Raw genomic sequence first — 24,716 nt, 5'->3', positions numbered from 1 at the left:
GCGGCAGAGGGAGCAAGGGATGAAAGCGGATTTATTCTCTTTAGATGTCGGTCTGGCCAGCGTTGAACGCTTTCATGCCGACCAGGAAATGGATTTATTTCCCCGGGATAAAGGCTTAAACGGCCTGGGGGAAATTCCTAAGGTTCACCTGGAAGATGTTTTTGGCCTGAGTAACCTTGACCATGAACTGCTTGCCTCGTTAAAACCAAGTACGGCCAGCAGTGAGTTAGACAGCCCGGCGGGGCATATGCGCGCCATGGAAGAAACCCTGGCGCTATTTAAAGACCAGCAGCAAAGCGGCTCTTTGCTGGATAAACAAATGCTGGAGTCTGCCACTGAGCTGGTGGAAGAAAACATTACCAACAGCCGGTTATTAATGAGCTACCGCTTGCTGTTGGTAAAAGTATAAAAAGGAAGGTGATGATGAAACTCTTTAGTACCGATTCCATTTGCTACGGATGGTTGTGTAAGCAAAGCTACCTGTATTTGCAGTATGGCAAGTACGACTCGGCCTTAGTGTTATTGCAGGCCCTGCACGGGTTGCTGGTAAATGATACCCAGGTGTTAAAAATGCTCTGTTATGCCAGCACCCGGGCAAAACGTTTTGACCTTGCCCAGGCCTATCTGGCCAAGCTTGCCAACAACCCGGCATTCGAGCCGGCTAAGTGGCCACAATATTATTTGCTTTATAGCCAGGTTTTACACGCGGTCAACGAAAGCTCCCGGGCTCAGGCGATGTTAGCGCATTACCAGGAAGAAAAGAGCCAGGAAGAAAAGAGCCAGCAGCAAATAAATGCACCAGAAAAAGAGCAGCCGAGTGCTGTCAACTAATCCTCCCAGTTAACTTGCTATAGAGAAATAAATTATGAACCTAGGCTCTGTGCTTAAAGTCGCCAATACCATAGGGGAGCGCAAAGATTTAATGCTGGCTTTCCTGCTTATCGGCATTGTTTTCATGATGATCTTGCCTATGCCTACCGGGCTGGTGGATGTGCTGATCGCCGTTAATATCGGGATCTCTATCATCATGCTGATGCTGGCAGTGTATATCAGTTCGCCGCTGGAATTTTCCTCTTTTCCCGCGGTGCTGTTATTAACCACCTTGTTTCGTCTGGCGTTATCCATTACTACCACCCGCTTGATTTTATTGCAGGCGGATGCCGGGATGATAGTGACCGCCTTTGGTAACTTCGTGGTCGGCGGCAACCTGGTGGTGGGGATAGTAATCTTCCTGATCATTACCATAGTGCAGTTTATGGTGATCACCAAAGGCTCGGAGCGGGTGGCCGAGGTCAGTGCCCGGTTCTCCCTGGATGCCATGCCGGGCAAACAAATGAGTATCGACGGTGATATGCGCGCCGGTGTTATCGACATGGATGAAGCCAGCGCAAGGCGGGGCGTGGTCGAAAAAGAAAGCCAGTTGTACGGCTCGATGGACGGTGCGATGAAGTTCGTCAAAGGGGATGCCATCGCCGGTTTGATCATTATCGTGGTAAATATTTTAGGCGGGATCAGTATCGGTGTTGCCCAAAGGGGCATGTCTGCCGGTGATGCGCTGGAGTTATATGCGATTCTAACCGTGGGTGACGGCTTGATTTCTCAAATTCCGGCGCTGCTTATCTCCATTACCGCAGGTTTTATTGTTACCCGGGTGACCCAGGAAGAATCCCAGGATCTGGGTAATGATATCGGCGGACAAATTATTTCCAAACCCAATGCCCTGATGATAGGGGCGGTGATCATGATGATCTTTGGTGTTGTGCCCGGCTTCCCGCTGGTGACCTTTTTCACCCTGGCGGCTATTTTTGGCGCAACCGGTTTCTGGTTATCACGCAAAGAAAAATCAGGGGAAGAAAGCTTTGACAGCAGCGGCAATGCCACTATGGCGCCTTCGGGACAAAAGGCGGTGAAAAAAGATTTATCCGCCCAGGAAGAGTTTGCCTTAACCATGCCGCTATTGGTGGATGTTGCCGCCAATACCGAAGCCTTTATTGACCGTAACCAGCTTAACGACGACCTGCTTAAGGTGCGCCGGGCGCTTTATCTGGATTTAGGTGTGCCGTTTCCCGGCATGCACTTAAGGTTTAACCAGAGCTTGCCGGATAATGAATACCGCATCATGTTGCATGAAGTGCCTATTGCCAGCGGCAGCTTACGTGAGTCATCCGTGTTGGTGATAGGCCAGCGCAAGCAGCTTGATTTGTTGGGGCTGAATTATGATATGGACGATAAAATCCTCAGTCCCCAGGTCTGTTACTGGGTGGCGGAGCAGGATACGGATAAGCTTGACGGTATTGGCCTGTCTTACTTACATATTACCCAGATCCTGACTTATCACTTGTCTCATGTATTGAAAAGGTATTCGGAAGAGTTCGTCGGTATCCAGGAAACCCGTTATCTGCTGGAGAAAATGGAAGAAAACTTTGGTGAGCTGGTCAGGGAAGCACAACGTATCGTGCCGCTGCAAAAAATCACCGATGTTCTGCAGCGTCTGGTGTCCGAAGGAGTGTCTATCCGTAACCTGCGTCTTATCCTTGAATCCATTGTCGAGTGGGGACCTAAAGAAAAAGATGTGGTGACCTTAGTGGAGTATATCCGCTCAAACTTGAAACGGCAGATCAGCTACAAATACAGCAACGGACAAAATATGCTGCCGGTCTACCTGCTGGAAAACCAGCTGGAAGAGACCATACGCGGGGCGATCAGGCAGACTTCCTCCGGGGCATACTTGGCGCTTGATCCGAAAGTGACCAACCAGTTTATCCAGTCGGTGAAACGTAATGTCGGTAATATCAATGAGATGAGTGTCAAACCCGTGCTGCTGGCCTCCATGGATATCCGCCGTTATATCCGTAAGCTGCTGGAGCTGGAGTTGTATGATCTGTCCATCTTGTCCCACCAGGATCTCACTAAAGAGATCACCATCCAGCCCCTGGGCCGCATAGACATTTAGGGGGAAATAGCAGACAGGGGGTAGCCAAAGTTTCTGGTTATCTCCTGTTTGTCTTGTTTACCTGAACCCTGGGTGGAGAAAATCAACAAGGCAACAGTTGAATATGTCCCAGGTTGTGTCTGTCTGGTTTTGCATATCAAGTCATTTTCTTTTATTCGAAGTGCCTCTCTTCAAAAAAATCTGCAAAAGCCGGTAAACAATTTAGGAGTAAACTCCATTAAAGGGCTGCTTATTTCTGGATTTGCTCTTTGCTTAATCGCTTGTACTCGATATTTTTCCGCTTTTTTACCGTTAATTTCGCCGGAAACAAAAAATTTTTGCCTGTTTCTTAAAATAAATGATCAAAATGACAAAAAATTTTCACGGGCAACATTGATGATTATTCACTTTCATTGCGCATTTTCATCGAAAATAGCAACAAATGTGCAAATGCCTGTATCTGTCAGCACTTTTTTGTTACTAACCTATGAAACCATCATAAAAATAGGTACTTACGACTAATTACCTGGGCTCTGTCCCGGATGCCCGGGCGGGTAGAATTCTGCAATCGTTCAAATAGTGAACGATATCTGTACTCAGACTATTCTGGTCATGCCAGCGGATGTCTTATTCTCGGCCTTTTCCTGCATTTTTCTTGCAAATTTCCTCCATATTCTTCCTTTTTTCCTCCACTTTCTTCCTAAGTCTTTACGTATTCCTTACACATTTGTTTTAGATACTTTCTCCGACTGAGGGACTTCACCACGAAGTACCTATTAATAACAGAGCCAAGGTATGAGGGAACAAGAGTTAAGTTCCGCACCGGGTTCAAGGAAAATAAACGGAGTTTAATTATGTTGAATCAAGCCCCCAAAAATCTTGAAAATGAACACGAATTAATCGAACTATCTAAAGCCGGTAATGCCAATGCATTAAATGAATTAATGGCGCACTACCAAACCCGCATCTACAGCTTCATCATGGCCAAAGGCATCAAATGCCACCACGATATCGAAGATCTGGTTCAGGATACCTTTATCCAGATTTATAAAAGCATCCGCAGCTTCGAGTTTCGCTCCAAGTTCTCAAGCTGGGTATTGGGCATTGCCCTGAATATCGTGCGCAACCATGTAAATCGCTCGGTTCAGTACAAGTACAACTTTGTTGATGTCGCCGATACCGTTTTGCAAGATGAAAACACCAACAGTGAACCTGAGCAGGCGCTGATGTCCAAGCAAAGCCTGGCAACCGTCAATGCCCAGATCCAAACCTTACCGGAACATTTAAGCGAATGCCTGCAACTGACCTGTGTTCAGGGGATCAGCTATTCCCTGGCCGCCAATAAACTGGCGTTGTCTGTGGCTAACCTGAAAACGCGTTTGTTCCGTGCCCGCAAAGAACTTAAGCATAAGATCTGCGAGTCACTTTCGATGACAAAACAGCCGGATCTACACACTTCGATATTTTCTATTTAACCCTGCTGATGACGCCAAAAGAGCAAAGCAGCAGGCTCTGAGTGATAACCACAGAGCAAGACTTATTTAACCAATAAGCCTGAGCTTTATAAGAAATAGAAAAACAAAAAATTGAACAAAAATGGAGTTTAGCCATGCTTAACCAAACCAATCCAGCAAATGAATCAGAACTGATCAAAAAATCTAAAGACGGCAATGGCAGTGCACTAGAGCAATTATTACGTCACTATAAATCCAGAATACACAGCTTCATTCTTTCCAAAGGGATCAGGTGTCACCATGATGTTGAGGATCTGGTGCAGGATACCTTTATCCAGATATATAAGAGTATTACCAGCTTTGAGTTTCGCTCCAAGTTTTCCAGTTGGGTGTTGGGTATTGCCCTTAATATCGTGCGCAACCATTTAAACCGCTCGGCCCAGTACAAATACAATTTTGTCGATGCCTTAGATACGCCGTTAGTCGATAACAATGTCGGCAATGAACCCGACCGCGACCTGGCGGCCAAAAGTGCCTATCAAGACGTGAACAAACAAATACAAAAATTGCCGACGCAGTTAAGCGAGTGTTTGCAGATGATTTGTATCGACGGCCTAAGTTACGCCGATACCGCCAATACCCTGGCTGTTTCGGTTTCCAGCCTTAAAAGCCGGATTTTCAGGGCACGTAAAGAGCTGAGCTATTGCTAGTAAAATCAGGTGCCTGGCGGCATAGCTAATGTTGCCGGCAAAAATATTTGTTAGTTAAGCGCTTATTTAGCAAAAAATAAAAACTTTTTTACGCAGCCGTTACTAACTAGTTAATAGCCATATTTGGATAGCGAATTTCTCTGGCAAGCAAGGGCTTAACAAGAGAGTTGCAATGCAGCAATAAAATGGATTCATTATGATTTTAGACAACTTCGTCAACACCCTTTGTGAAAAGTACAATTTCGCCTGCTTTAACAGCCAGATTGCCGATCTGGGACAGGAAGCCTATACCCTGATCTGCGATGATCTTAACCTGCGCTATTTTGAAGCTTCGGGTAAATTCCATTTAACGGCAAAAATTGTTGAATTGCCCGATGATGAGCGTGAGCAAACCGAGCTGTTGCAGCGCTATCTGAAGATGGCGTTAACCTATATCAAACGCTATCCGGTTGCCATTGCCATTGAGGGCAGTGAACTTATCGCTTTTTACCAGTTATCGGTGAGAAACATCGAATACGGCCAGTTTGAGTCGGTGGTGGAAGAGTTTCTTAATGCGGTGGCCTTTTTTCAGCAATCAGAATCGGATGAAGTGGAAATTTCCCGTCCGGCAATGATGATCCACCCGTAATTTTCCGGCACAGAAGGATCTATGATGACTTTTTTACGTTACAGCTTAATTTTACTTACCTTGTTCGCTTTGCCGGCCCTGAGCTCCCAGCCCGACTGGAAAGGGCAAAAATACGGCTATATGGCCAGCGGTGAAACCTTAAAGGAAATTTTGCGGGAGTTTGCGTCCAGTTATGGTATTCCCGCCAATGTCAGCGATTCGCTGGATATGCCCATTAACGGTAATTTTCCGGAAAACACGGCGGAGAACATCTTAAAGCAGCTATCTGCTATCAGTAATATGACCTGGTACTACGACGGCCATATGTTGCACTTTTACCGTACCGACGAATCGGAAAGTGCCGTAGTGCAGTTAAAATATATCAGCACCCAAGACTTATACCAGACCATGCGGGTGCTGCCCTGGTGGCAGCTTAATGCCCAGTGGACCGCGCTGGAGCAGCAAAAATTGATCTTTGTCGCCGGTGCGCCGAAATTCGTGGAAATGGTGGTCAAAGTGGCGGCCATGCTGGATAAGGAAGTGCGCAAGCAGCATGAAGATAAGTTTGTGATCTCCACCTTCCGCCTGCAATATGCCAGTGCCACTGATTATACCTATAACTACCGTGGCCAGGAAAAGCAGGTGCCCGGGGTATTAAGCCTGTTAACCAATACCATTTCCGGCAACCAGGCCGGGCAGGTAACACAGGTGAGAACGCCAATGCCGACCCTGCAGGGGCGCTTGCCGCTATCATCTGCTAAGGCCAAAGGGCAGAACAGCCCGGGTAGCGAAGCTATACCTTTTGCGGAAGAAGAACCGACAGGCTCCGCCGGCATCAAGCCTTTTATTAAAGCCGACCACCGCCTTAATGCCATCGTCATCGGGGACACCCAGGCCAATGTCGAGACCTACGGCGAATTGATCAAATCCCTGGATGTACCGCTGGATCAAATAGAAGTGAATGTCACTATGGTTAACATTCAAAGCGACGATTTAAGCGAGCTTGGAGTGGACTGGCAATATACCAGTAATGATTATGCCGTGAATGTCGGTGATATCTCAAGCACAGGCAGCCTGGCAAGCGGCGAGCTGCAACTAATCGCCGGTGCTGCAGGTAATCTGGTCAGCAAGATCCGGGCGCTGGCCACGGAAGGCAAGGCAAAAATCACTTCTCAGCCCTCGGTATTGACCCTGGATAACTATGAAGCGGTGCTCGATAACAGCAATACCTTTTATGTGCGCTTATCCGGTGAAGACGTTGTCGATCTCTTTCCGGTCACTGTCGGCACCCTGGTACGGGTAACCCCGCATATTCAAAGAACGCTTGACGGTGAAGCGGTGCGCATGGATATCCAGATTGAAGACGGCCAGCAAACGGAGCAGAGCGTTGACGGTATTCCGGTGATCAGCAACACCTTGATCAATACCCAGGCGGTGATCGGCAAAAACCAGAGCCTGCTTATTGGTGGTTATTACTTTGACTCAGAGGGGGAGTCGGTAAGCAAGGTACCTTTACTGCACAGAATTCCACTGCTGGGCAACCTGTTTAAAAGTACCTCGAAAACCTCGGTGAAAATGCTCAGGCTGTTTTTGATTTCACCACATGTGGTCCAGGCATCGGATATCGCCATGGGCAAGCAGGGGGCGCAGCTAAATACCCCGTCCAATTTTAAACTAATCAAGTAACGGAGTACCCAAGATGGCGTTAGCTTCCCCACAAGAGCATGGTTTACCCGCCAGCACAATAGACCATGACGGCCTGACTGCTCAGGCACCGGCCTCACTGGATCAAGAGCTGGAGCAGGAGCAGGAACAAGTAGCAGGCGAGAGCGGACAATTTCTGGCGAAATGGACGCTGAAGATTTTATCCGGTGTGCATTTAGGGGCTGAAATTCCCCTCTACCAGGGCAGTACCCGTTTAGGTAAAGGTGAAGATAACGATATCGTGTTATCCGGCGACAACCTGCCTGACCATTTGCTTACCCTGGTATGCAGCGAGGATGAGGTTTTTGTTGAAGGCTTAAGCGATCAGCAGGCCAACTACCTGGCGGGTAAGTCCCTCTCGCTTGAAGAAAAGGCGGTTGAGCAACAGGCGGTTAAGGTGCCGGTCAAACCCTTTGAAGTGCTCACCTTAGGTTTGCTGCACCTGGTCTATGGTCCTAAAAATGAAACCTGGCCCGAGGTGGAATTGCCACAGCTGCAACAAGAGCAGCCGGAGCAAGACCCGGAATCTGTTGAAGACGAGCAAAATGCTGAGGCCCCTGAGCAAATGCAACAAGACGAAGTTAATCCCGAGAGCAAGAAAACACGCTCTTCAGTGGTTCTACCTTCGCTAGTGCTGGGCATGACCCTTGCCTGCGGCGGTATGTTCCTGGGTTTTTCATCTCCAGGCAGCAGCGAACCGGCGCCGCTGAGTTTGGCAGAGCAAGGCCTGCATGCGCAGCAAAGCTTGCAACAGCAGTTAACTGCAGCAGGTCTGGAGCAGCTTCACTTTAAAAAGCAAAACTTATCCCTGGGTAAAGCCCTGGTGCTGGAAGGTTTTGTTGCCGATAACAAGCAACAGGAACAATTACAGCAGCTTATTGCCGGAGCTGGTTACCCGGTAAAAATGAATATTCGGGTTTTGTCGCAACTTTTTAATAACCTCAGTTACTTACTTAAAGTACTGGGTTATCCGAATCTGACAGTGCATTACGGTGAGCAGGCGGGAGATTTTGTTATCGGCGGTTACCTGAGTGATAACAGCCGTTGGCAAAACCTTAAAAGTAAGCTGGAGCGGGATGTCGCCGGGTTAGGTCATATCAGCGCCAATTTTGACACCCTGGCATCCAGGGCCACCTGGCTGAGAAACCGTTTATCGCAGGACGGTTTGGATAACCTTGCACTGGCAAAACAAGCGTCCGCCATTGTCGTTAGCGGTGAAATTGCCGCCGGTTCGCTGGCCAGTTGGCAGCAGATAGAGCAGGAATTTAAACAGCGTTACCTGGGGTTACCCAAACTGGAATTTTCGGCGCAAAGAATAGAGAAAACCCTACAGGAGATCAAAGGCGTCAGCCTGGGCGCCGTGCCTTACATCACAACTGCCGACGGCAAACGGGTGATCACCGGCGGTAAGCTGGCTGGCGGTTACCTGATTGAGTCAATAGGGCCGGACCGGGTGGTACTGAGCAAAGCAGGCAAGGCGATGATTTATCTTATCGGAGGGCAACACAATGAATAACTGGCTGAAAATACCGATGGAACATGAGATCAGTAAAGATTTTAACGGCCAGTTTATCGGTCGGCAAAAGCAGGTTTTTATGGACCGGGAAAGAAAGCTGAAACAGCAAATGGCCTGTGGCGGCACCGCCGAGCAATTTCGGCAACTGGAACTGGAAAAGCAGGCGTTAGCGGCGGCGCTGGAAGTGATCGACAGTGTCTGGAACAAATTGCACCAGTAAAACTTTATATCAACCAAGGAGAATATTATGAGCACCTTTAATACCGAAGCCATCACCAACAGCATGGGAAAATTGTTTGAAGAAAAAGATGCCAAGGTCAGGGAGACATCTGAGTTGGATCTCACCGACACCGGTAACTTGCTTAAATTCCAGCAAGCCATTGGTGAATGGGGCAATGCCACCAGTTTGGCCAGTACCACCATGAAATCCTTAAGTGACGCCGTCAGTGGCGTTATCCAGAAAATGTAGGAGCGGTTATGAATAACATCAGCGGGGCAGCACTGACTGGCGGGACAAATAGCGGGGAAATGTCCCGGTCACAGGTGCTGAAATCTTTAGCCGAAACCGGTTTGCTGGCGGTAACCCATGGTGAAATTGAGCAGGCGCAAACCATTTTTAATTACCTGCTTAATGTCCGCCCCGGCGCCTTTATCACAGATCTGGGCTTTGCCTTTATCGCCCTGAAGAAGAAGCAGTTTGCCACGGCGACCACTTTATTGCAGCGCCATAGCCAGAGCGAGCAGGACGGTGATTTTGCCCATGCCTTTCTTGCCCTGGTGTGTTATCTCAATAATGAAATGGCCCAGGGACTGGCTTACAGTCGGCAGGCACAAGAGAGCAATAACCCGGCAGCCGCGCAGCTGGCCCGGGAATTGGCCGCAGAGATCGAATCAGCAGGAGAGAATCAGTATGACTACTGAAGCAATTAGCGCCGTCAAGGCAATAGAGCAGCTTGGCGTACAGGAAGCACAGGGCCCGGCACTGCCGCCGCCGGGAGACGTGGCACGGATGGAAGCGGCCATGAACAATGGTCAGCAGCAACACCAGTACAAGGTGAATGAGGTGATGGAGCTCGAAGAAATGAGCAGCAAACCTTCGCCTGATGAGCAGGGCAGTAATATCGGCGATAAGGTGCTTGATGGCTTAGAGAAAATTAAAAATGTCCATGAGGCGGAAGTTGAAAGCATCAACGTGTCGCTGGCTACTCCTGATCTCGATGTCCAGAGCCTGCTGGGGCTGCAACTAAAGTTATCCCGGTTGAGCCTGCAGCAGGATATGATCGCAAAAACCGCAAGTAAAAGCACGCAGAACCTGGATTCTCTGCTGAAAACCCAATAAGGAGTCAGGTGTGAACAAGTTAATCAAATGTCTGCTGGTTTTTACGCTCTTACTGAGCTTAACCGCCTGTAAAAGCGTACTCTATTCAAATCTCAGTGAAAAGGAAGCCAACAAGATGCTGGCGATCTTATTGGAGGCGAATATTGCTGCCCAGAAAACCGATGTTAAGGATGAAATGGTGTCCTTACTGGTGGAAGATGGACAAATGAGCCGCGCCATAGAGCTGTTAAAACGCGCCGGTCTACCCGGGCGCAAGTTTGCCGATATTGTCGATGTTTTCCCGGAAGACGGTTTGATTTCAACCCCGACCGCCGAGCGTGCCCGTTTTATGTTTGCACTGTCGCAGGGGATCTCCCATACCTTGTCGCAAATCGACGGTGTGATCGATGCCCGGGTACATGTGGTGATCCCGAAGGAAAGCTCAAAGCGCAGTAAGAAGCAGGATCCTTCCACCGCCTCGGTGTTTATCAAACACCTGTCGGATGTCGCCCTGGATAATTCCATTCCGCAAATTAAGTTACTGGTCAGCAGCTCGGTTGAAGGCCTTGAATATGACAATGTCAACGTAGTGCTGTTTCCCACCGCTGAAGCCAGCTCTAGCGCCGGGCAGGTAGCATTGGAGCAGGTATTGTCGGTGAATGTCGCACAAAGCTCGGTTTCAAGGTTTTGGCAGATCACCTTAACCCTATTGCTGCTGTTAACGGCTTCTGTTGCCTTTAACCTTTATACCTGGTTTAAGCAGCACAAAGACCAGCAAGCGCAAAAATCAACGGCATTGACTGCGGCGACAGCAGAGTAGGGCAAGCGTATGGAAAACCTGATCATTAAGGATGAATACAGCTTTAAATTAATGCTCCAGAGCAATATTGATCCCCTGGCTCAGATACATACCTCCTGGTTGAGCCATTTACCCCATGGCGAACTTTGCCTGAAACTGGCTACCAGGGAAGAGGCCAGGGGCAAGTTGCAGGAGTATCTGCAAAGTCATTATGCCTGGATGGGAAAATATGATTTTGAAGCCATCCGCTGGCCGGGGCAACTGGCGATCTTACCGGCCGAGCAATTACAGCAAGTCTTGCTTTATTTGGGGATCTGGTACTGCTCACAAGAAATCAGGCACCTGATCAATGCCCGGGATGTGGCAAAAATTCGCGCCGCCGTAGGAGAGGACGGCTACCAGTTTGCCATTAAGCTGGCGCCTTTTATCTCAGGTCAGGAAAGGGGCACAGAGCAGGTTAAAGAAGCTCGCCGGTTGCAAGGGCAGAAACTGCTGTCGGCATTGCTTAAAGAAAAGAAGTTGCCCTCGTTAAGAAATGCCAGTGCCAAGCCGGCCATCAACGGCGAACAAGACAGTGTCGAAAAGGGGATAGCGCAAACCTTGCAGCACATAGGATTAAAGCTGATGTTTGCCCAGCTGAGCTTATTGGCTGAGCCGTTAAAAATGCGGCTATTTAGCAAGTTACCCTATTGCTGGTACCTGGAGCGGCAACAATTGCAATCGGATCCCCTGATGGCTATCGATGAAAATGCCGATGCCCTGTTAATTAAACGAATTATAGTGGAGTGCTTACCCCAATGTTCAAATATGCTGCAATAGCACAAGAGTCCGATATCAGTGAAAAGCAGACGTTCGCGGATGAGCAAATTCTTAAGGCACAAACGTTTGCGCACCTGACCCGGGCCGATGATATCATTCGCCAGGCACGGCAACAAAGTGACCAGATCCTCGCAGAAGCTAAAGAAGTCTACCGCCAGCAACACCAACTGGGTTACCGGCAGGGTTTGGCTGAAGGGAAAAAAGAGCTGGCGGCGCTGCACCTTGATGCCACGGTAAAAGTGCAGGATTTCCTGCATAAGGTCAATGACGAACTGGTGGCATTGGTGATGGTCGCCCTGCGCCGTATTATCGATGATTTAGCCCCGCAAGAAGTGACGGCACAAGTGATCAAACAAACCCTGAAAACCATTACCGATGAAAAAAGCATCACCTTAAGGGTGGCCCCTGAATCAGCGCAGCAAATGGAAGCGCAACTGGCGGAAATTGTGGCAGACTACCCTGGACTGGGCTACCTCCATATCGAAGCCGATCATGCCTTAAGCGAGCAACAAGGGTGTATCCTGGAAACAGAAACCGGTGTGGTAGATGCCCTGGTAGATACCCAGCTGGAAGTTATCAGCAAGACATTAGCCAGTCATTACCGCACTTAACCTGCCCGTTTTTTATCTATCAAGCCGGAGTTATATCTCCGGCTTTTTGTCGTTTGCCAGCCGTATCCGTTATTCATGTTTTTAGATTGGGCTGGATTTTACCGGCATAAGCAAGGAGCTGAATTTTCGTCCGCTATTGTCTTAGCATATACCCGGTGTCAGCACATTTTACATAAATAGCGGCAACAAAAATAACTTAAGCGTCAGCCCATTGTTTTCTCTTGATTTTGGATTTTCGGTATGCTCTATGCTGCCTTTTCCGCGCTGTAACGAGTTAAACCAAATTCCTGGTTTAGCAAAATTCATGTGTTAAAGGAAAGGTAATGAAAAATATTGCATTAATGAAGAATTTGATTGCGATAATTCTTGCTAGTACGCTTTCTTTTGGAGCTAACGCAACCTTTATGACAATCGAAGCTGACGGCGGTTTCGTAATGAAAGATGCCGGAGAATATACGCTACTTGATGGCAGCGCAGACCCTGATCAGACCGACGGCGTTAAACATGCCGGGGTTCGCTGGGGGGGCGACGGGGCATTCAGCTCTTTAATCCTGGAAAACTTTATGCCGGATATTGATTTGCTGGATACCCCGTATATGATTTCGAAGTTAACCCACAATAACTTTGTGATCAGTGCGGAGTTTCTGCCCTGGTTGACGGAAGCGGAGATTTTAGGGGATCTGATTTTCACCAGCACCAATACCGGCGGTATTGCCACGGCCTTTGGCAGTTCGATTATTGCCGATGCCTTTACCGCCGATGCGAGCAGTGAATTTGGTATTGGCTTTAAAGAAACCTTCAACCAGTCAATTCCCGCTAACTGTAGTGCCGAGGATGAAGATGGTGTTCCCGGTGGTCCCAGCCATGTTTTCCTATCGGCCTGTGACGACTACTTTGATTACACCGTTGATAATACGGCTCCTTTACCGGATACCCTGCCGTTTTCGATACCGTTTTATATCGATGGCACCAGCTACGCGTTAGAAATTTATATTTCTTTTGATGCCGACGGCAGTACTATGCTGCCACCGGGTCGTATCTGGACCGAGGAAGAACTGTCAACTGATCTTTATACTTTTGTTCGTTTATCGACAATACCCGAACCTTCGACTTTGGCTATATTTGGACTGTCTTTATTGGGATTAGTATTCTCAAAAAGAAGAGCAGGCAAATGATGCTATCAGCTAAATGATGCTGTTGAACCTCTGATTTTTTCAGAGGTTTAAGCCACTCATTCCCCTCTGTATTTTATTTATTACTTTTCATTTAGTTACACGCTTCGTACAGTAAGTCATACAGTGCCATCAACTTGCACCAATATTAAATCCACCCCCAGCCTGATTTTTTGAATATTTTGTACTATCACTAGGAAGTGAATAACTCACCAACGGAGGTGCACTTAAAACGTAAAAAAACATTAGCAGATAAACCAGGCGCTGCCCCTAAGTGCGGACACACTCAGAGACAGCTAACCACAACAGATAACAGGAGTATCCATCATGGCTAAACCTAATGATATGCCAGAGTTTCAATCGGTTAAAGCTTACCTAACAGAAAGTTTAATAGAAAATACACTTGCCGCCATCACCCGGGTTTCACCGGTAACTGATGCCAGCAGCTATGCGCCGCTAAATAACAACGGAGGGGGCTGTCATGTCTGAATCAAAGTTACCCCTGACGGAGGATGCCGTCAAAAGGGAGCAGCTGTCGGACGGTTTTGCCAACCTGCGTGAAGACTATAGCAAATTCAGTGAAGAATGCGCCTTTTTGTTCGATGCTCTGGCTGCAGTAAGCCGCGAACCCGAGTGCATCACCGAGCACACCAGTGAAGGCATCAGGCACCTGTGCTACTGGCTCAAATATCAGGTCATCGGTTACCGGGAAAAAATAGAGGAGCTGCAGGACCGCTGGCGGGCGCTTAACCGCAAACAACGACCTTAACTAAGACTTAAACGGAGCAAGCAGCGGACGGGTTAACGGTAATAACAGCTTCGGCTATGCCATGACCCGTTCGATATAATATCGTACCCCCCGCATATTAAACCTTGCATACCCGCCTTTGCCATACAGAAAAATCAGGACCAATACTCAGCATAAAAACAGCCAGTAAAGGCTGTGCGCTAACAATGCCGCGCCAGCCCCCCCATTCAGGGGGGATGTTGCCTGCCCAAACGGCGCTATACTTGGCGCCGTTATTGATATTTACCCGGTTTATTGAAAATAACCATATGTCTTACCGACTATTATCCTGTTATTCACATCAAAGAAATTAAGGAAAGTTTAATGAAATCAAAATTATTGCACGCAGGATTACTCTTATCCGCCAGCTGTTTTTTTAATGTCGCTTCTGCGGGAATGCTGACTTCTATCGACCTGATCACAGACAACGGCAGCTGGCCGGCGATAGCGCCGGGGTTCGAGAGCGGTTCGGCCTATGACGGTTTTACCTTGACGGTCGAAGGCGCAGCCGGCGAAGTGATGTCGGATATTAATCTGGAATTTAACTTCAGCGGCTTGTTTGATGATTCGCTGGCGATCGATCTCAATGGTGACGGCATTATCGATTATGCCCTGGACTTTTATAACATTCATGATCAGTCACCGGGTTACACCCCCTGGGGCAGCGATCGCGATGTTGCCAATACCGTCACCAGGTTGACTATCGGTGCAACCGGCTCATCAGCGACGGTTTCGGTTTACGACACTGACATTATCCTGGACAGCACTAACTATGCAAGCTTTGATAACCTTGGTGCGATCACCCTGGAAGACCTGGGCTTTGGCGCCGGCGGCACCATTTTGGACGGCGGCTCTGTGACCACCGGCGAAATGCGCTTTGGCTATATTAATATTGCAGGCCCCGGCAGCGGTATGCCTGAGATCACCTCGGCAAGTTTCTCGCAGCCTGCCGAGGTGCCGGAGCCGTCTTCACTGGCTATCCTGGCACTGGCCATGACCGGCCTGGGCGTACGCCGCCTGAAAAAGTAACTCGCTTTGCCTAAAAGCACCTGTCTTAGCGACAGGTGCTTTTAGGCAGCACAGGCCCTAGCCTACCATTACCCAAATGGCCTTTATTTTGGCTGATTCCGCACTATTCGCCCTGGTAAATTGTCTTTAATATCATAAGCAAACACGACAAATAACAATCAGGAAAGATAAAATGGAAGCAAGCGCAATTTTACAGCCGGTATTCGTACTTGGCTTACTGACGGTCGCGATGACCCTTTGGATGTTTTTCACCCGGGTCCCGGCGATGAAGAAGCTCAAGATTCATCCGCAAAAAGGCCAGGACACGGCAAAGCTGAAGGAGTTATTGCCAAAGGAAGTGAACCGGGTCTCAAACAACTACAATCACCTGTTTGAGCAACCGACGCTGTTTTATGCGGTGGCGATTTCTATCGCGGCCCTGGGGCATGTTGACAGCTTTTATGTCGCCTGTGCCTGGAGTTATACCGTGTTGCGAATTGGCCATTCTTTGGTGCAGGCAACAGTCGACCGTGTGATGGTACGTTTTGTCCTTTTTATCCTTTCCTGGCTGGTGCTGGCTGTGATGGTGGTGCGGGAAGCGATTGCCGTTTTTAGCTAAAGTCACCGTCGGGTAAAGCTACTGATTTTTCCTCTGTCGCTGTTTGTACATTGCTAAACAGCGACATCATTAGATGGCATTGGTGCCGGAATAAATACACTACTCATAAAATTCTCACTATTTTTGTAACCTTTTGCTCTCCCCGGTTACTTACTTCCTGATAATAACGAAAACAGATTTGGGTAAGTAATATGCAGGTAAATCAAGCGCAACTGGAAATTATTAAACTATTTGCCAAACAGCTCGGCTATGAGAACAGTGCCGATGTCGATGATAAAGGTTTTGCTTTGGTGATAGACAATAAGGTGCAGATTAATATTCTAAATCAGGAGGAGCGCTGTCACCTGATTGCTTATTTAGCGCCGATTAAAGAGGAAAATCGCATTGAGCTTTATGAAACCCTGCTGCTGGCCAACCATAACCAGGATGAATTAGCCGGTGCCAGCTTAGGCATCTGTCCGAAGAAAAAGGCGGTGGCGTTAAGTTTTTGTCTTGAAAGTGAGGGACTTGAGCTTAGCCGGCTACAGCAGGCTTTTGACAACTTACTGGATCATAGCCTGCTCTGGCATACCCTGTTAAACGACAACGAAGCACAACCCTTGCCGGGTGAGGAACAACCTCTGTCTTCCCATGCGATTTTAGTGTAAGGAGGCAGCTCATGGATGTTATCAACCGTAGTATATTAAATACGCCTCCTTCGGCTATTACCGGCCAGGGAAAGGGCACAGATACCATAGAAGTGGCCAAGCAAAAGAATTATGACGGCCATGACGTGAAAACCCAGAAAGTTTCAGACGAACTGTTTAAAGGCATGGCCCGGGGGGAGAGGGCCAATATGTACTCCAGAACCATAGTGCCCCTGGTCGGCAACCGCACCGATGATATTATGAAGTCCGGCGGTTTCAGCAATTTCTTGTTTACCATGTCTGACGGTAAGGCCTATGAGGCCGCAAATGCCAAAGAGTACGGCATTAGCTCGAAACTTTCCACCGAGGGGCAGGCCATCGGATCCTTGCGGACCGGCGGCGGCACCTGCGGCAATATCAGCTCCCTGGTATTCCTCTATCGCGCCGCAGAAGGGCATGATCTGCAATTGCAGCGTTTTGGCTGGGAAGACCCGGAGAATCCGGACATCAACCATGCGTTTACCGTTGAAGGACCCGATAAGTATGGTATGTGCGCCATTTATGATTCATACGGCTCAGAGCCGAGTGTACACTTAATGCCGTATAGTACTTTGGTTAAGTCATTGGATGCTCAAAATTACAGGGTACTTGATCAGCGGGATCCGAATCCTGATGGTGATCCGGCAATAGACCATATGCTACGAACAGAAACGGCAAAGGGATTATATTCAGGTGCCCAGCATTTTCAGGACTTTTCCCAATTTGACGGCGGTTATGAGCGCCATTGCCTGAAGATGGTCGCAACATCGGGACACATGTATGATGTCGCGCATTTTCGCGAAGACGATGCTCCTGTCTTGTATATTAACGAAAGTACCCAGGAAACTTCGACTTTCTCAAAGATGAGTCAGCCGCTTTATGCCCTGCTGCATACCAGTGGTGTCTACACAGACAATGCAGCTAAAGTTGAAGAGGCTGCCAATGCCAAGCATGATGTCAACCAGTTGGCACAACATGTCATGGATCACGAGTTGATCGTTGGTGATGATGTTGTCCTGAGGCAACCTTCGCTATTGTCTGAAGACAGTGATATGAGTGACAGATCCGACTGGGGCGGTTTGAGTTTTGCCGATTACCGCCATGAAGCCCATGCCTTGATCAATGCGGGCCAAACCGAGCAATTACGCGACTTGGTGGAAAATGAATATTATACCGATGAACTGCTGACATCCGATCAGGAAAGCCAAAAACTTGAACTGCTCACCCGTATCCGGAGCGAGCTGGCCGATCCAAGTGTCGAAATTTTAAACCAGGATCCGCGACTTGCCGATGACGTCAGTGCAGATGATGCCAGTATAGCAAGTCAGGATGCTGATCATGGGGACGAGTTTGTCGGTGATGATGTTATCCTACCAAGGCAGTCCTCCCGTTTGTCGGAAGACAGCAATATGAGTGTGAGATCAGACTGGGGGGGCTTGAGTTTTGCCGATTACCGTCATGAAATACATGCGCTTATTAATGCCGACGATGCTGACGGTTTACGCAATATGCTCGCTTATGCCTTTATTGACGGTGACTTGTTAGCGGATCAGGGCCCCCAAAAAGATGAGCTGCTTACCCTTGTCCGCACTAAGCTGGACGATCAAAGCATAGAGTTTTTAACCGAAGATCCTGAACAGTAACGCTTTATTGGAATGTAACCGGATCATGCGGCAAGCTTGTGCCTGCCGCAGCCGGAGAATGCCTGTCGGCTGCGGCTAATTAACTGTGTGTTTTTGATTATCCGTGCGTGTCTGCGCCTTATCTACTGTTTTTGCTGCTCTCCTGATGAGATAAACCTCAACGCCCCCCAGGCCTTAATTTCAACCTTGTTTAATCATCACAGATGAAAGCTTGTATTGCCGTGGGAATTCGATTATTGTCCCGTTATCCATTCCAGTACCAAAAAATGTGCGAAATTACTGCGCATTTTACTCAAGGAAATTTCGTGCACACCGACGTTGTCATTCCACATTTGCCAGAAGCCGTTCCCCAGGCTGAGATCGCAGATATTTATGTTAATCAGGGCCAGCAGGTTAAGGTTGGCGATCATTTATTTGATGTTGAAACTGACAAGGTGGTACTTGAAGTGGTTGCTGATGTCACTGGTATTATCGATGAGTTTAACATCAGCAAAGATGATAGTGTCACTTCCAGGCAAGTGGTTATGAAAATAAGGCCGCAACGTGATGGTGAGGTGCCTGTTGAAGCAAAAAATAGCGTTTATCTTGAACAAAGGGAAAATACCGATCCCCTGGATGTGATCGTGCCGATATTGCCTGAATCAGTGGCTGATGGCGTAATATCGACAATTCATGTTACTCCCGGGCAGCAGGTGCAAAGGGACCAGGGTTTATTTGATGTTGAAACCGATAAGGTAATACTTGAAGTGGTAGCCGAAACGAGTGGCATTGTCAGTGACTTTACTATTGCACAAGGTCACTGGGTGAACTCAGAGCAAGTGGTGATGCAGTTAACGCCACAAATGTTCGAAACGCCCCCTGAACCTGCCGGGCAGACACAGCAAGTTGCCGCTATGAAAGGTGAAGCCAATCCTGTAGTTAATACACAAGAAAGCACCGGCAAAGGCGTGTTTGCTCCCGGCAGTTTACTTTTTGGTATTATCGGCCTTGTGCTTGGCGTATTGGTCACGGCTGTTTTACTGGGCTGATCCGCTAGCCTTGTTTTGCCTGCTTTACGGTAAAGACTTCGGAATCGGGATGAAAGGCGATCCAGGCAAACCAAAATGCCTGAAAGCCGGGAATTTCTTTGCCAGAAACTCCGGTGATACGGCCAGAGCGTGAAGCCAGGTCAAATTCTACCACGACTGTGTGTCCGGCCAGGGAATCCGTTATTTTACTGCGACCGGTTTGTTTCTGATATAACGCCAGCTCCTTAAACGGATAGGCCTTGGCCTTGCCGTTTATTTCCACTGTCAGCACCACTTCTTTACTGTGATAACGCTTATCGCGATGGGCCACAGGAAAATAAATGGCTTCAGACTGGTTATAACCGGCATAGGGGGTTTGTTGATAGTTGCGGCTATAGCCGGTGTGTTGCGATAAAACCCGGGTATGGGGGTGCAATTTTTGCCAGTGCTGCCAACTGGTATGCAGGGCTGGCAGACGGGTGAGTGTTTTATCTTTCATAGGGCCGCTGATAGCTTGGGAGAGGATCTGCGACCACAGAGACTCACTTTGCCTGTCATAAAGCAAAACATCGCTGTTATAAAGCAAGCCGGAAACGCCAAATTCCAGCAATTGCCCGTCAACTCTGGCGTTATAGACTATGCCGGTGCCGCATAAAGGGCAGAAGGTTACGGCAATATCTTTTCCTGCCAGTGTGTCGTTAACAATTTCATGGTGGTTTAAAATGGCAATGGGATAGGCTTTTGCCCGACCGGCAACACTCACGCCCAATATTCGAGATTGAGGCAGCAGAAAACCGGCTTTATCGGCAGCGATAAACTTAGGATGGCTCAGGGCAGGGATACCGTCACGGGGTGGACCGCCATGATGTATCTGCTTGCTAGGCACAGAGGTTTGGCTTAAATCGAAACCGTTGCTGGCGGAGCCAAAACCGGGTATCGCCCCCTGGATGGAGATGAAGACATCTGCCAGCAGAAAAACCGCGGCTAAAGTGAGTGGAATAAGCGGCAGTACCTGCCTGGATGACAGTTTTGCATACCAGCGAGCAAATAATTTTTGCATCATGCCAGCCCCCTTTTTCAAGCAGACCGGTAGTAACAGAGAATGCTTGCTGAATATTGAAAATATCTCCGCAGACAAGTGTAGATAAAATCATCGCAAAGTGACGTTTTATCTGCCTGAAGGTAAAAGTCTTGCCGTTTAATCGACATAAATAGCGAAAATCTTAAATTTTATTTCCTTTCATTAATAACAAAATTCCACTTTGATATTTTGATTAAAAATCAGTGATTTATATAGTCTTATTTATGTTTGTTTACGTATTTATTGCCAATACAGCCATCATTTACTGCTTTTTTTAAGATAAAAATCGCAAGAAGTTTACAACCATTTTTTTTTATTGGTTACAAAGTTTATGACCGCCTGATGAGAAGGCATCGGGCAAACTTTTTAAAAAATGAAATGGAGAATGGATATGCAGAATCAACCAGTAGCAGGTGGCGTAGGAACAGAAGCAACAAGCAGTGCACATATGAGCCGTGAAGCCACGATATCATTAGTGATGCGGGTATTGGGTGAGCGCGATACTATCCTTGATGACGGTGTTCGTGAACAAGCGGCCAGCATTGAAGCGGCCAACCAACAAATTGTTGCTGCTAATAAAATGTCCCAGTTGACCAATATCGGCGCCAATAACGCGGGTTTAACCGTCGGCGAGATGGATGACTTTTCCGATGCCGACTACCCGGATTTCACCACTTCGAAATTAAGCAACGGCGATGACTTTATCGATTTTGGCGACGGTACCGGTGTGGTTATTGAAAGATCCGGCGACAACCGCTCCTGGAAAATGGTTGAGTATGATCCGGCGGAGCAAAGAGCTGAAGGGGCCGATCCTACCTTTACCAATTCAACCCGTGTTTGGGGTGACCCGCATGTTGATGAAGGCGACGACGATTCCGTCGACTTCGATTTTAACGAGCAATCAACTTTTATTACCCCAACAGGCGTCAAGATCACCGTTGAAACCGCTCCTTATGGCAACAGTGGCGCTACGGTAACGGATAACCTTTATATTTCCCGCGGCGATGATCAGGCGGTAGTTACCGGTTTAAGTGATAACGCCAACGGCGGCGGCCAGGGCAATGACTTTTTGGACGTCGCCAGCGACGGCAGCTTATTTGATGATGCCACTAAAAATGACGGCACCATTTTTGTCACCAACAATGGCGATATGAGCGACTGGGCCGCCCTTAACGGCGACGATATTTCCGGCGGTATAAAAGTGGCGCAAACCGAAGTTACCGAAGAAATTACTACGCTGCCGCTGACGGATAAAAATAAGGAAATGTTAACCAAGGCAGGCCTTGATCCGGCGGATTATACCGAAGGCGGCGCACTGGTATTAACCTCTACCGAAATGGCTTCGGTAAAAACGGCGATGGAAAGCTTATTCACCATAGAAGCAACTCCGGAGAATATTGCTTTATTAGAAGAAATGGGAGCCGATATTTCAACCTTGCAATACGGTAGTGCCCTGGTCTTTACCCCGGCAGAGAAAGAAAACCTGGCGCAAATGTCTTCTGATTATGTTGACAGCCTCACCAGCCGCTCGCAAACCGAGTTGATTGCCTTGCAATCGTTAATGAATAAATACGATGAAAACGTCAAGCAACAAACCAACATGCTGAGTACGGCACACGGTGAAAACGACTCTATTATCGGCAACACCCGTATCTAATCCTTGAGCTAAAACGTATTTATAAAGGAAAAAATCATGGCGAATGAAATGTCCAAACAAACCGCACTGGAAGCTTTTCTTAAGGAAAGTAAAGACACCCTGGCACAAGCCCGAGGGCTGCTGAAACAAAAAGAAGATCTGTATCAACGCTATGGTATTACCAAGGCGATGTTGTCGGACACTTCAGAGTTAACGGCCCATGAAAAGGAACAATTAGAGAAAAAATCGGAGGCTTTTCGGGATGAAATTGCCCAGGCCCAGCGCGATGCCCGCGACCGGGCCAAGTACCGGGATATGCCGGTGCGTGCGGCGAAAAAAGCCAGGCACCGTGCTTTTATCTAATGATTTGAGACCTAAATACATCAAGATTCATTAATAAACCGCTTAACCATGACAGCGTTAAGCGGAAAAGAAAAGGAAATTAATTATGGCTAATCCAGTCAATAGCACGAATACCCTGGGGACTGTAGAGCACAAGTTGTCTCTGGAAACGGTAATGATGAAAGCATTAAGTGGACGTTCAGAGATTCTCGATGATCAGATCCGCGAGCAGGCAAAAATGATCGCCGATAAAAATGCCCTGTTAAAAGAGTTCAATACTTTTTTGCAGGAAGGGCGCAGCGAACAGGCTAAGGGAAAAACTACCGAGATGTCTCCGGAGTTCACTGCCTTTATCAAGGCCAACAACGTTGATGTGCCTAATGACGATAATGATAACAAATACAGCAAGGATGAGTGGACGGCGGTGATTGAAAATATGCAAACCGAAATCGACAGCTTAACCAGTACTTCGCAAACGGATCTGATTGACCTGCAGGCGATTATGAACAAGTACGATGAAGTGATCAAACAGCAAACCAACTTCTTAAGTACTTCTCACGGGGAAAAAGACTCCATTATCGGCAATACCCGTATTTAACCTTAAGTGCACAATTTTTCAGCGGTATTTGTGCACCTTTATTTTTATCAGGCACCTTTGTCGGGCTATTACCAACTGATGGAATAGCCCGGGGCCTGAGACTCAACAGACAGCAAGTGACAACAGCAGGAGTCATCATGAATTTTACACAAGAAAAAATAGACCACACTCTGGCATTAGGTGAGCAAGTATTTGACTTTATCGGTAAAGGCGGTGCTTTACGCGAGCTGAAAAATGTCGATGAAAAAACCATGGAAGCCATCTATTACGTGGCCTACAACCTTTATCAGAATGCCAAATATGAAGACGCGCTTAAGGTCTTTAAATTCCTGGGATTATACGACCACCTGGAAAAGAAATATCTTATGGGTATCGGCGGCTGCCAGCAAATGCTGCAGCAATATAAAGATGCCATCAACTCCTATTCTATGGCGGCCCTGTTGGATATCAGCAACCCGCTGCCGCCACTGCATGCCGCCGAATGCTACCTGGCACTGGGAGATTTTGAAAATGCTGCCAGCGGCTTTAGTGCGGCGCTGGAATTTGCCGGCAACCAGGGCGGCTATGAAGAAGTAAAAGACAAGGCCACCAAGATGCTGGCACTTGTGAAAAATAAATTATCTTAAGGAGCAGAGAGTATGAGCGATGTAACGGTAAATAAGCCAACGACGCCGCAAAACAACACCAATATGGGCAATATCAATGTAAACAATAGCAATGCGGATAATACCAATATTTCCCCCGGCTCGGCCCTGGGTCAGCAAATTGTCACCATATTGACCGATGGCCAGGGCACGGCCCAAAGCGATGCCGAGGCCATTGCCAATGCGGTCAAGCTGGCCGCCCCTCAGCTGGGAGACATGAGCATGAATGACCTTATGCTTATGCTGACTTCATTGAACCAGGAGGTGACCGAAGAGCAGGCGGTTAATGCCAAGGAAAATATTAAAAACAACCAGCTGACCACGCAGCAGCACCATGACGAGCGCATCAAAAAAATTGAAGATGCTCTCAAGGCGATAGAAAAAGCCAAAGAAAGCAGCGGTATCGGCAAGGTGTTTGGTTGGATTGCCAGTGCCGCCATGATAGTGGCCGGGGCAGCGTTAATCGCCACCGGTGTCGGCGCCGTTGCCGGTACCTTGATGATAGCGGCTGGCGCCGTGATGCTGACCTCGCAAATCTCGGGGGAAACCGGCGACTGGATGAATGAGGGCCTGGCGGAAGTCTTTATGGCAATTGACCCCGATATGTCCAAAGAAGACGCCATGATGGCGGCGCAAATCACTGTATTGGCGACGGTTATGGTGCTTTCACTTGCCTCCGGTGGTGCGGCCATGATGGGCCCTGCGGCAACAGGCACGCTAGCCATTATGGCGGCTAAAGTGGCTGCTATCAGTGGCGTAGTCGGTGGCGCGGCAACCGTAGGTCAGGGCGGAGCCGGTCTTGCGACTACGGCTTATACCAAAGAAGCGGCTGATGCCCGCGCCGATGCTGCCGAGCAACAAATGTTTATCAATGAGCTGATGATGAAACTGGGTGATTACCAGGACAAGCTGGAAGAAATCATGCAGCAATATGCCCAGGGGATCAAAATTGCCATGGAAACCCTGACCGCCAGTACCGAGCTTAGCAGCACCATCATGAACAACACAGCGGTTTAATCCCTGTTGATTTAACACTTTTACAAA

At 48.1% G+C, this 24,716-nt stretch carries 30 protein-coding genes; 29 read left to right on the top strand and 1 reads right to left on the bottom strand.

What is annotated here, in order from left to right:
* The first annotated feature begins 19 nt into the window (after positions 1-19).
* The 24 genes from sctX to SG35_RS14590 all read left to right on the top strand — a co-directional run bounded on the left by sctX (position 20) and on the right by SG35_RS14590 (position 19,392).
* Positions 20-409 (top strand): type III secretion apparatus assembly protein SctX, encoded by a 390-nt coding sequence (gene sctX / locus SG35_RS14705; protein WP_044834570.1) that lies wholly within the window; start codon positions 20-22, stop codon positions 407-409.
* 11 nt (positions 410-420) lie between these two features.
* Positions 421-831: a type III secretion apparatus assembly chaperone SctY gene (gene sctY, locus SG35_RS14700; protein ID WP_152646729.1), complete on the top strand. Its 411-nt coding sequence runs from the start codon at positions 421-423 to the stop codon at positions 829-831.
* Between the two features lie 34 nt (positions 832-865).
* Complete coding sequence (gene sctV / locus SG35_RS14695) at positions 866-2,953, top strand: type III secretion system export apparatus subunit SctV (protein WP_044834568.1); 2,088 nt, start codon at positions 866-868, stop codon at positions 2,951-2,953.
* Positions 2,954-3,025: 72 nt separating this feature from the next.
* Positions 3,026-3,454: a hypothetical protein gene (locus tag SG35_RS14690; protein ID WP_152646728.1), complete on the top strand. Its 429-nt coding sequence runs from the start codon at positions 3,026-3,028 to the stop codon at positions 3,452-3,454.
* 332 nt (positions 3,455-3,786) lie between these two features.
* The gene (locus SG35_RS14685; RefSeq protein WP_044834567.1) at positions 3,787-4,407 is read left to right on the top strand and encodes an RNA polymerase sigma factor; all 621 of its coding nucleotides are present in this window, start codon (positions 3,787-3,789) and stop codon (positions 4,405-4,407) included.
* A gap of 134 nt (positions 4,408-4,541) precedes the next feature.
* Positions 4,542-5,096 (top strand): RNA polymerase sigma factor, encoded by a 555-nt coding sequence (locus tag SG35_RS14680; protein WP_044834566.1) that lies wholly within the window; start codon positions 4,542-4,544, stop codon positions 5,094-5,096.
* A 196-nt stretch (positions 5,097-5,292) separates the two neighbouring features.
* Positions 5,293-5,724 carry a type III secretion system chaperone family protein gene (locus SG35_RS14675; RefSeq protein ID WP_044834565.1) on the top strand — a complete coding sequence of 144 codons (432 nt, stop codon included), beginning with the start codon at positions 5,293-5,295 and terminating at the stop codon, positions 5,722-5,724.
* A gap of 21 nt (positions 5,725-5,745) precedes the next feature.
* Positions 5,746-7,389, top strand: a complete 1,644-nt coding sequence (sctC, locus tag SG35_RS14670; protein WP_084692888.1) for a type III secretion system outer membrane ring subunit SctC — start codon at positions 5,746-5,748, stop codon at positions 7,387-7,389.
* 13 nt (positions 7,390-7,402) lie between these two features.
* The gene (gene sctD / locus SG35_RS14665; RefSeq protein WP_044834563.1) at positions 7,403-8,923 is read left to right on the top strand and encodes a type III secretion system inner membrane ring subunit SctD; all 1,521 of its coding nucleotides are present in this window, start codon (positions 7,403-7,405) and stop codon (positions 8,921-8,923) included.
* Positions 8,916-9,143: an EscE/YscE/SsaE family type III secretion system needle protein co-chaperone gene (locus tag SG35_RS14660; protein WP_044834562.1), complete on the top strand. Its 228-nt coding sequence runs from the start codon at positions 8,916-8,918 to the stop codon at positions 9,141-9,143. The genes sctD and SG35_RS14660 overlap by 8 nt, the downstream gene beginning before the upstream one ends.
* A 27-nt stretch (positions 9,144-9,170) precedes the next feature.
* On the top strand, positions 9,171-9,392 hold the full coding sequence (locus tag SG35_RS14655; RefSeq protein ID WP_044834561.1) for an EscF/YscF/HrpA family type III secretion system needle major subunit: 222 nt from the start codon (positions 9,171-9,173) through the stop codon (positions 9,390-9,392).
* Between the two features lie 8 nt (positions 9,393-9,400).
* On the top strand, positions 9,401-9,844 hold the full coding sequence (locus tag SG35_RS14650; protein ID WP_044834560.1) for an HrpB1 family type III secretion system apparatus protein: 444 nt from the start codon (positions 9,401-9,403) through the stop codon (positions 9,842-9,844).
* Positions 9,834-10,262: a type III secretion system inner rod subunit SctI gene (gene sctI, locus SG35_RS14645; protein WP_053043257.1), complete on the top strand. Its 429-nt coding sequence runs from the start codon at positions 9,834-9,836 to the stop codon at positions 10,260-10,262. The genes SG35_RS14650 and sctI overlap by 11 nt, the downstream gene beginning before the upstream one ends.
* 10 nt (positions 10,263-10,272) lie before the next feature.
* On the top strand, positions 10,273-11,061 hold the full coding sequence (gene sctJ / locus SG35_RS14640; RefSeq protein WP_044834559.1) for a type III secretion system inner membrane ring lipoprotein SctJ: 789 nt from the start codon (positions 10,273-10,275) through the stop codon (positions 11,059-11,061).
* Positions 11,062-11,070: 9 nt separating this feature from the next.
* Positions 11,071-11,859, top strand: a complete 789-nt coding sequence (locus tag SG35_RS14635; protein ID WP_044834558.1) for a SctK family type III secretion system sorting platform protein — start codon at positions 11,071-11,073, stop codon at positions 11,857-11,859.
* A complete protein-coding gene (locus SG35_RS14630; protein ID WP_044834557.1) occupies positions 11,838-12,470 on the top strand; it encodes an HrpE/YscL family type III secretion apparatus protein in 633 nt (210 codons plus the stop codon). Before SG35_RS14635 ends, SG35_RS14630 begins: the two co-directional genes overlap by 22 nt.
* Positions 12,471-12,874: 404 nt before the next feature.
* A complete protein-coding gene (locus SG35_RS14625) occupies positions 12,875-13,645 on the top strand; it encodes a PEP-CTERM sorting domain-containing protein (protein WP_160298338.1) in 771 nt (256 codons plus the stop codon).
* A gap of 324 nt (positions 13,646-13,969) precedes the next feature.
* A complete protein-coding gene (locus tag SG35_RS14620) occupies positions 13,970-14,131 on the top strand; it encodes a hypothetical protein (protein ID WP_160298337.1) in 162 nt (53 codons plus the stop codon).
* Positions 14,124-14,411, top strand: a complete 288-nt coding sequence (locus SG35_RS14615) for a hypothetical protein (protein ID WP_044834555.1) — start codon at positions 14,124-14,126, stop codon at positions 14,409-14,411. Before SG35_RS14620 ends, SG35_RS14615 begins: the two co-directional genes overlap by 8 nt.
* Positions 14,412-14,753: 342 nt before the next feature.
* Positions 14,754-15,458 (top strand): PEP-CTERM sorting domain-containing protein, encoded by a 705-nt coding sequence (locus tag SG35_RS14610; RefSeq protein WP_044834554.1) that lies wholly within the window; start codon positions 14,754-14,756, stop codon positions 15,456-15,458.
* A gap of 172 nt (positions 15,459-15,630) precedes the next feature.
* Positions 15,631-16,056: an MAPEG family protein gene (locus SG35_RS14605; protein ID WP_044834553.1), complete on the top strand. Its 426-nt coding sequence runs from the start codon at positions 15,631-15,633 to the stop codon at positions 16,054-16,056.
* Between the two features lie 191 nt (positions 16,057-16,247).
* The gene (locus SG35_RS14600; protein ID WP_044834552.1) at positions 16,248-16,703 is read left to right on the top strand and encodes a CesT family type III secretion system chaperone; all 456 of its coding nucleotides are present in this window, start codon (positions 16,248-16,250) and stop codon (positions 16,701-16,703) included.
* An 11-nt stretch (positions 16,704-16,714) separates the two neighbouring features.
* Positions 16,715-18,364, top strand: a complete 1,650-nt coding sequence (locus SG35_RS14595; RefSeq protein ID WP_044834551.1) for a hypothetical protein — start codon at positions 16,715-16,717, stop codon at positions 18,362-18,364.
* Between the two features lie 305 nt (positions 18,365-18,669).
* Positions 18,670-19,392 (top strand): biotin/lipoyl-containing protein, encoded by a 723-nt coding sequence (locus SG35_RS14590; RefSeq protein WP_160298336.1) that lies wholly within the window; start codon positions 18,670-18,672, stop codon positions 19,390-19,392.
* A 4-nt stretch (positions 19,393-19,396) separates the two neighbouring features.
* Here the strand turns inward: SG35_RS14590 and SG35_RS14585 are convergent, their stop codons facing one another.
* Positions 19,397-20,434 carry a DUF3179 domain-containing protein gene (locus SG35_RS14585; RefSeq protein WP_201777824.1) on the bottom strand — a complete coding sequence of 346 codons (1,038 nt, stop codon included), beginning with the start codon at positions 20,432-20,434 and terminating at the stop codon, positions 19,397-19,399.
* Positions 20,435-20,843: 409 nt separating this feature from the next.
* Between SG35_RS14585 and SG35_RS14580 the strand changes: the two genes are divergently transcribed.
* The 5 genes from SG35_RS14580 (at position 20,844) to sctE (ending at position 24,689) form a co-directional block, all read left to right on the top strand.
* Complete coding sequence (locus tag SG35_RS14580; protein ID WP_160298335.1) at positions 20,844-22,109, top strand: DUF1521 domain-containing protein; 1,266 nt, start codon at positions 20,844-20,846, stop codon at positions 22,107-22,109.
* A 36-nt stretch (positions 22,110-22,145) separates the two neighbouring features.
* A complete protein-coding gene (locus SG35_RS14575; RefSeq protein WP_044834549.1) occupies positions 22,146-22,451 on the top strand; it encodes a hypothetical protein in 306 nt (101 codons plus the stop codon).
* Between the two features lie 85 nt (positions 22,452-22,536).
* Positions 22,537-23,028, top strand: coding sequence for a hypothetical protein (locus SG35_RS14570; RefSeq protein WP_152646726.1), 492 nt, complete (start codon positions 22,537-22,539; stop codon positions 23,026-23,028).
* A 137-nt stretch (positions 23,029-23,165) separates the two neighbouring features.
* Positions 23,166-23,654, top strand: a complete 489-nt coding sequence (locus tag SG35_RS14565) for a SycD/LcrH family type III secretion system chaperone (RefSeq protein ID WP_044834547.1) — start codon at positions 23,166-23,168, stop codon at positions 23,652-23,654.
* Positions 23,655-23,666: 12 nt separating this feature from the next.
* Positions 23,667-24,689, top strand: a complete 1,023-nt coding sequence (gene sctE / locus SG35_RS14560) for a type III secretion system translocon subunit SseC family protein (RefSeq protein ID WP_044834546.1) — start codon at positions 23,667-23,669, stop codon at positions 24,687-24,689.
* Positions 24,690-24,716 lie beyond the last annotated feature (27 nt).

Source organism: Thalassomonas actiniarum (genome assembly GCF_000948975.2).
Lineage (GTDB): Bacteria > Pseudomonadota > Gammaproteobacteria > Enterobacterales > Alteromonadaceae > Thalassomonas > Thalassomonas actiniarum.
This window is presented reverse-complemented; position numbering and strand designations above follow the sequence as displayed.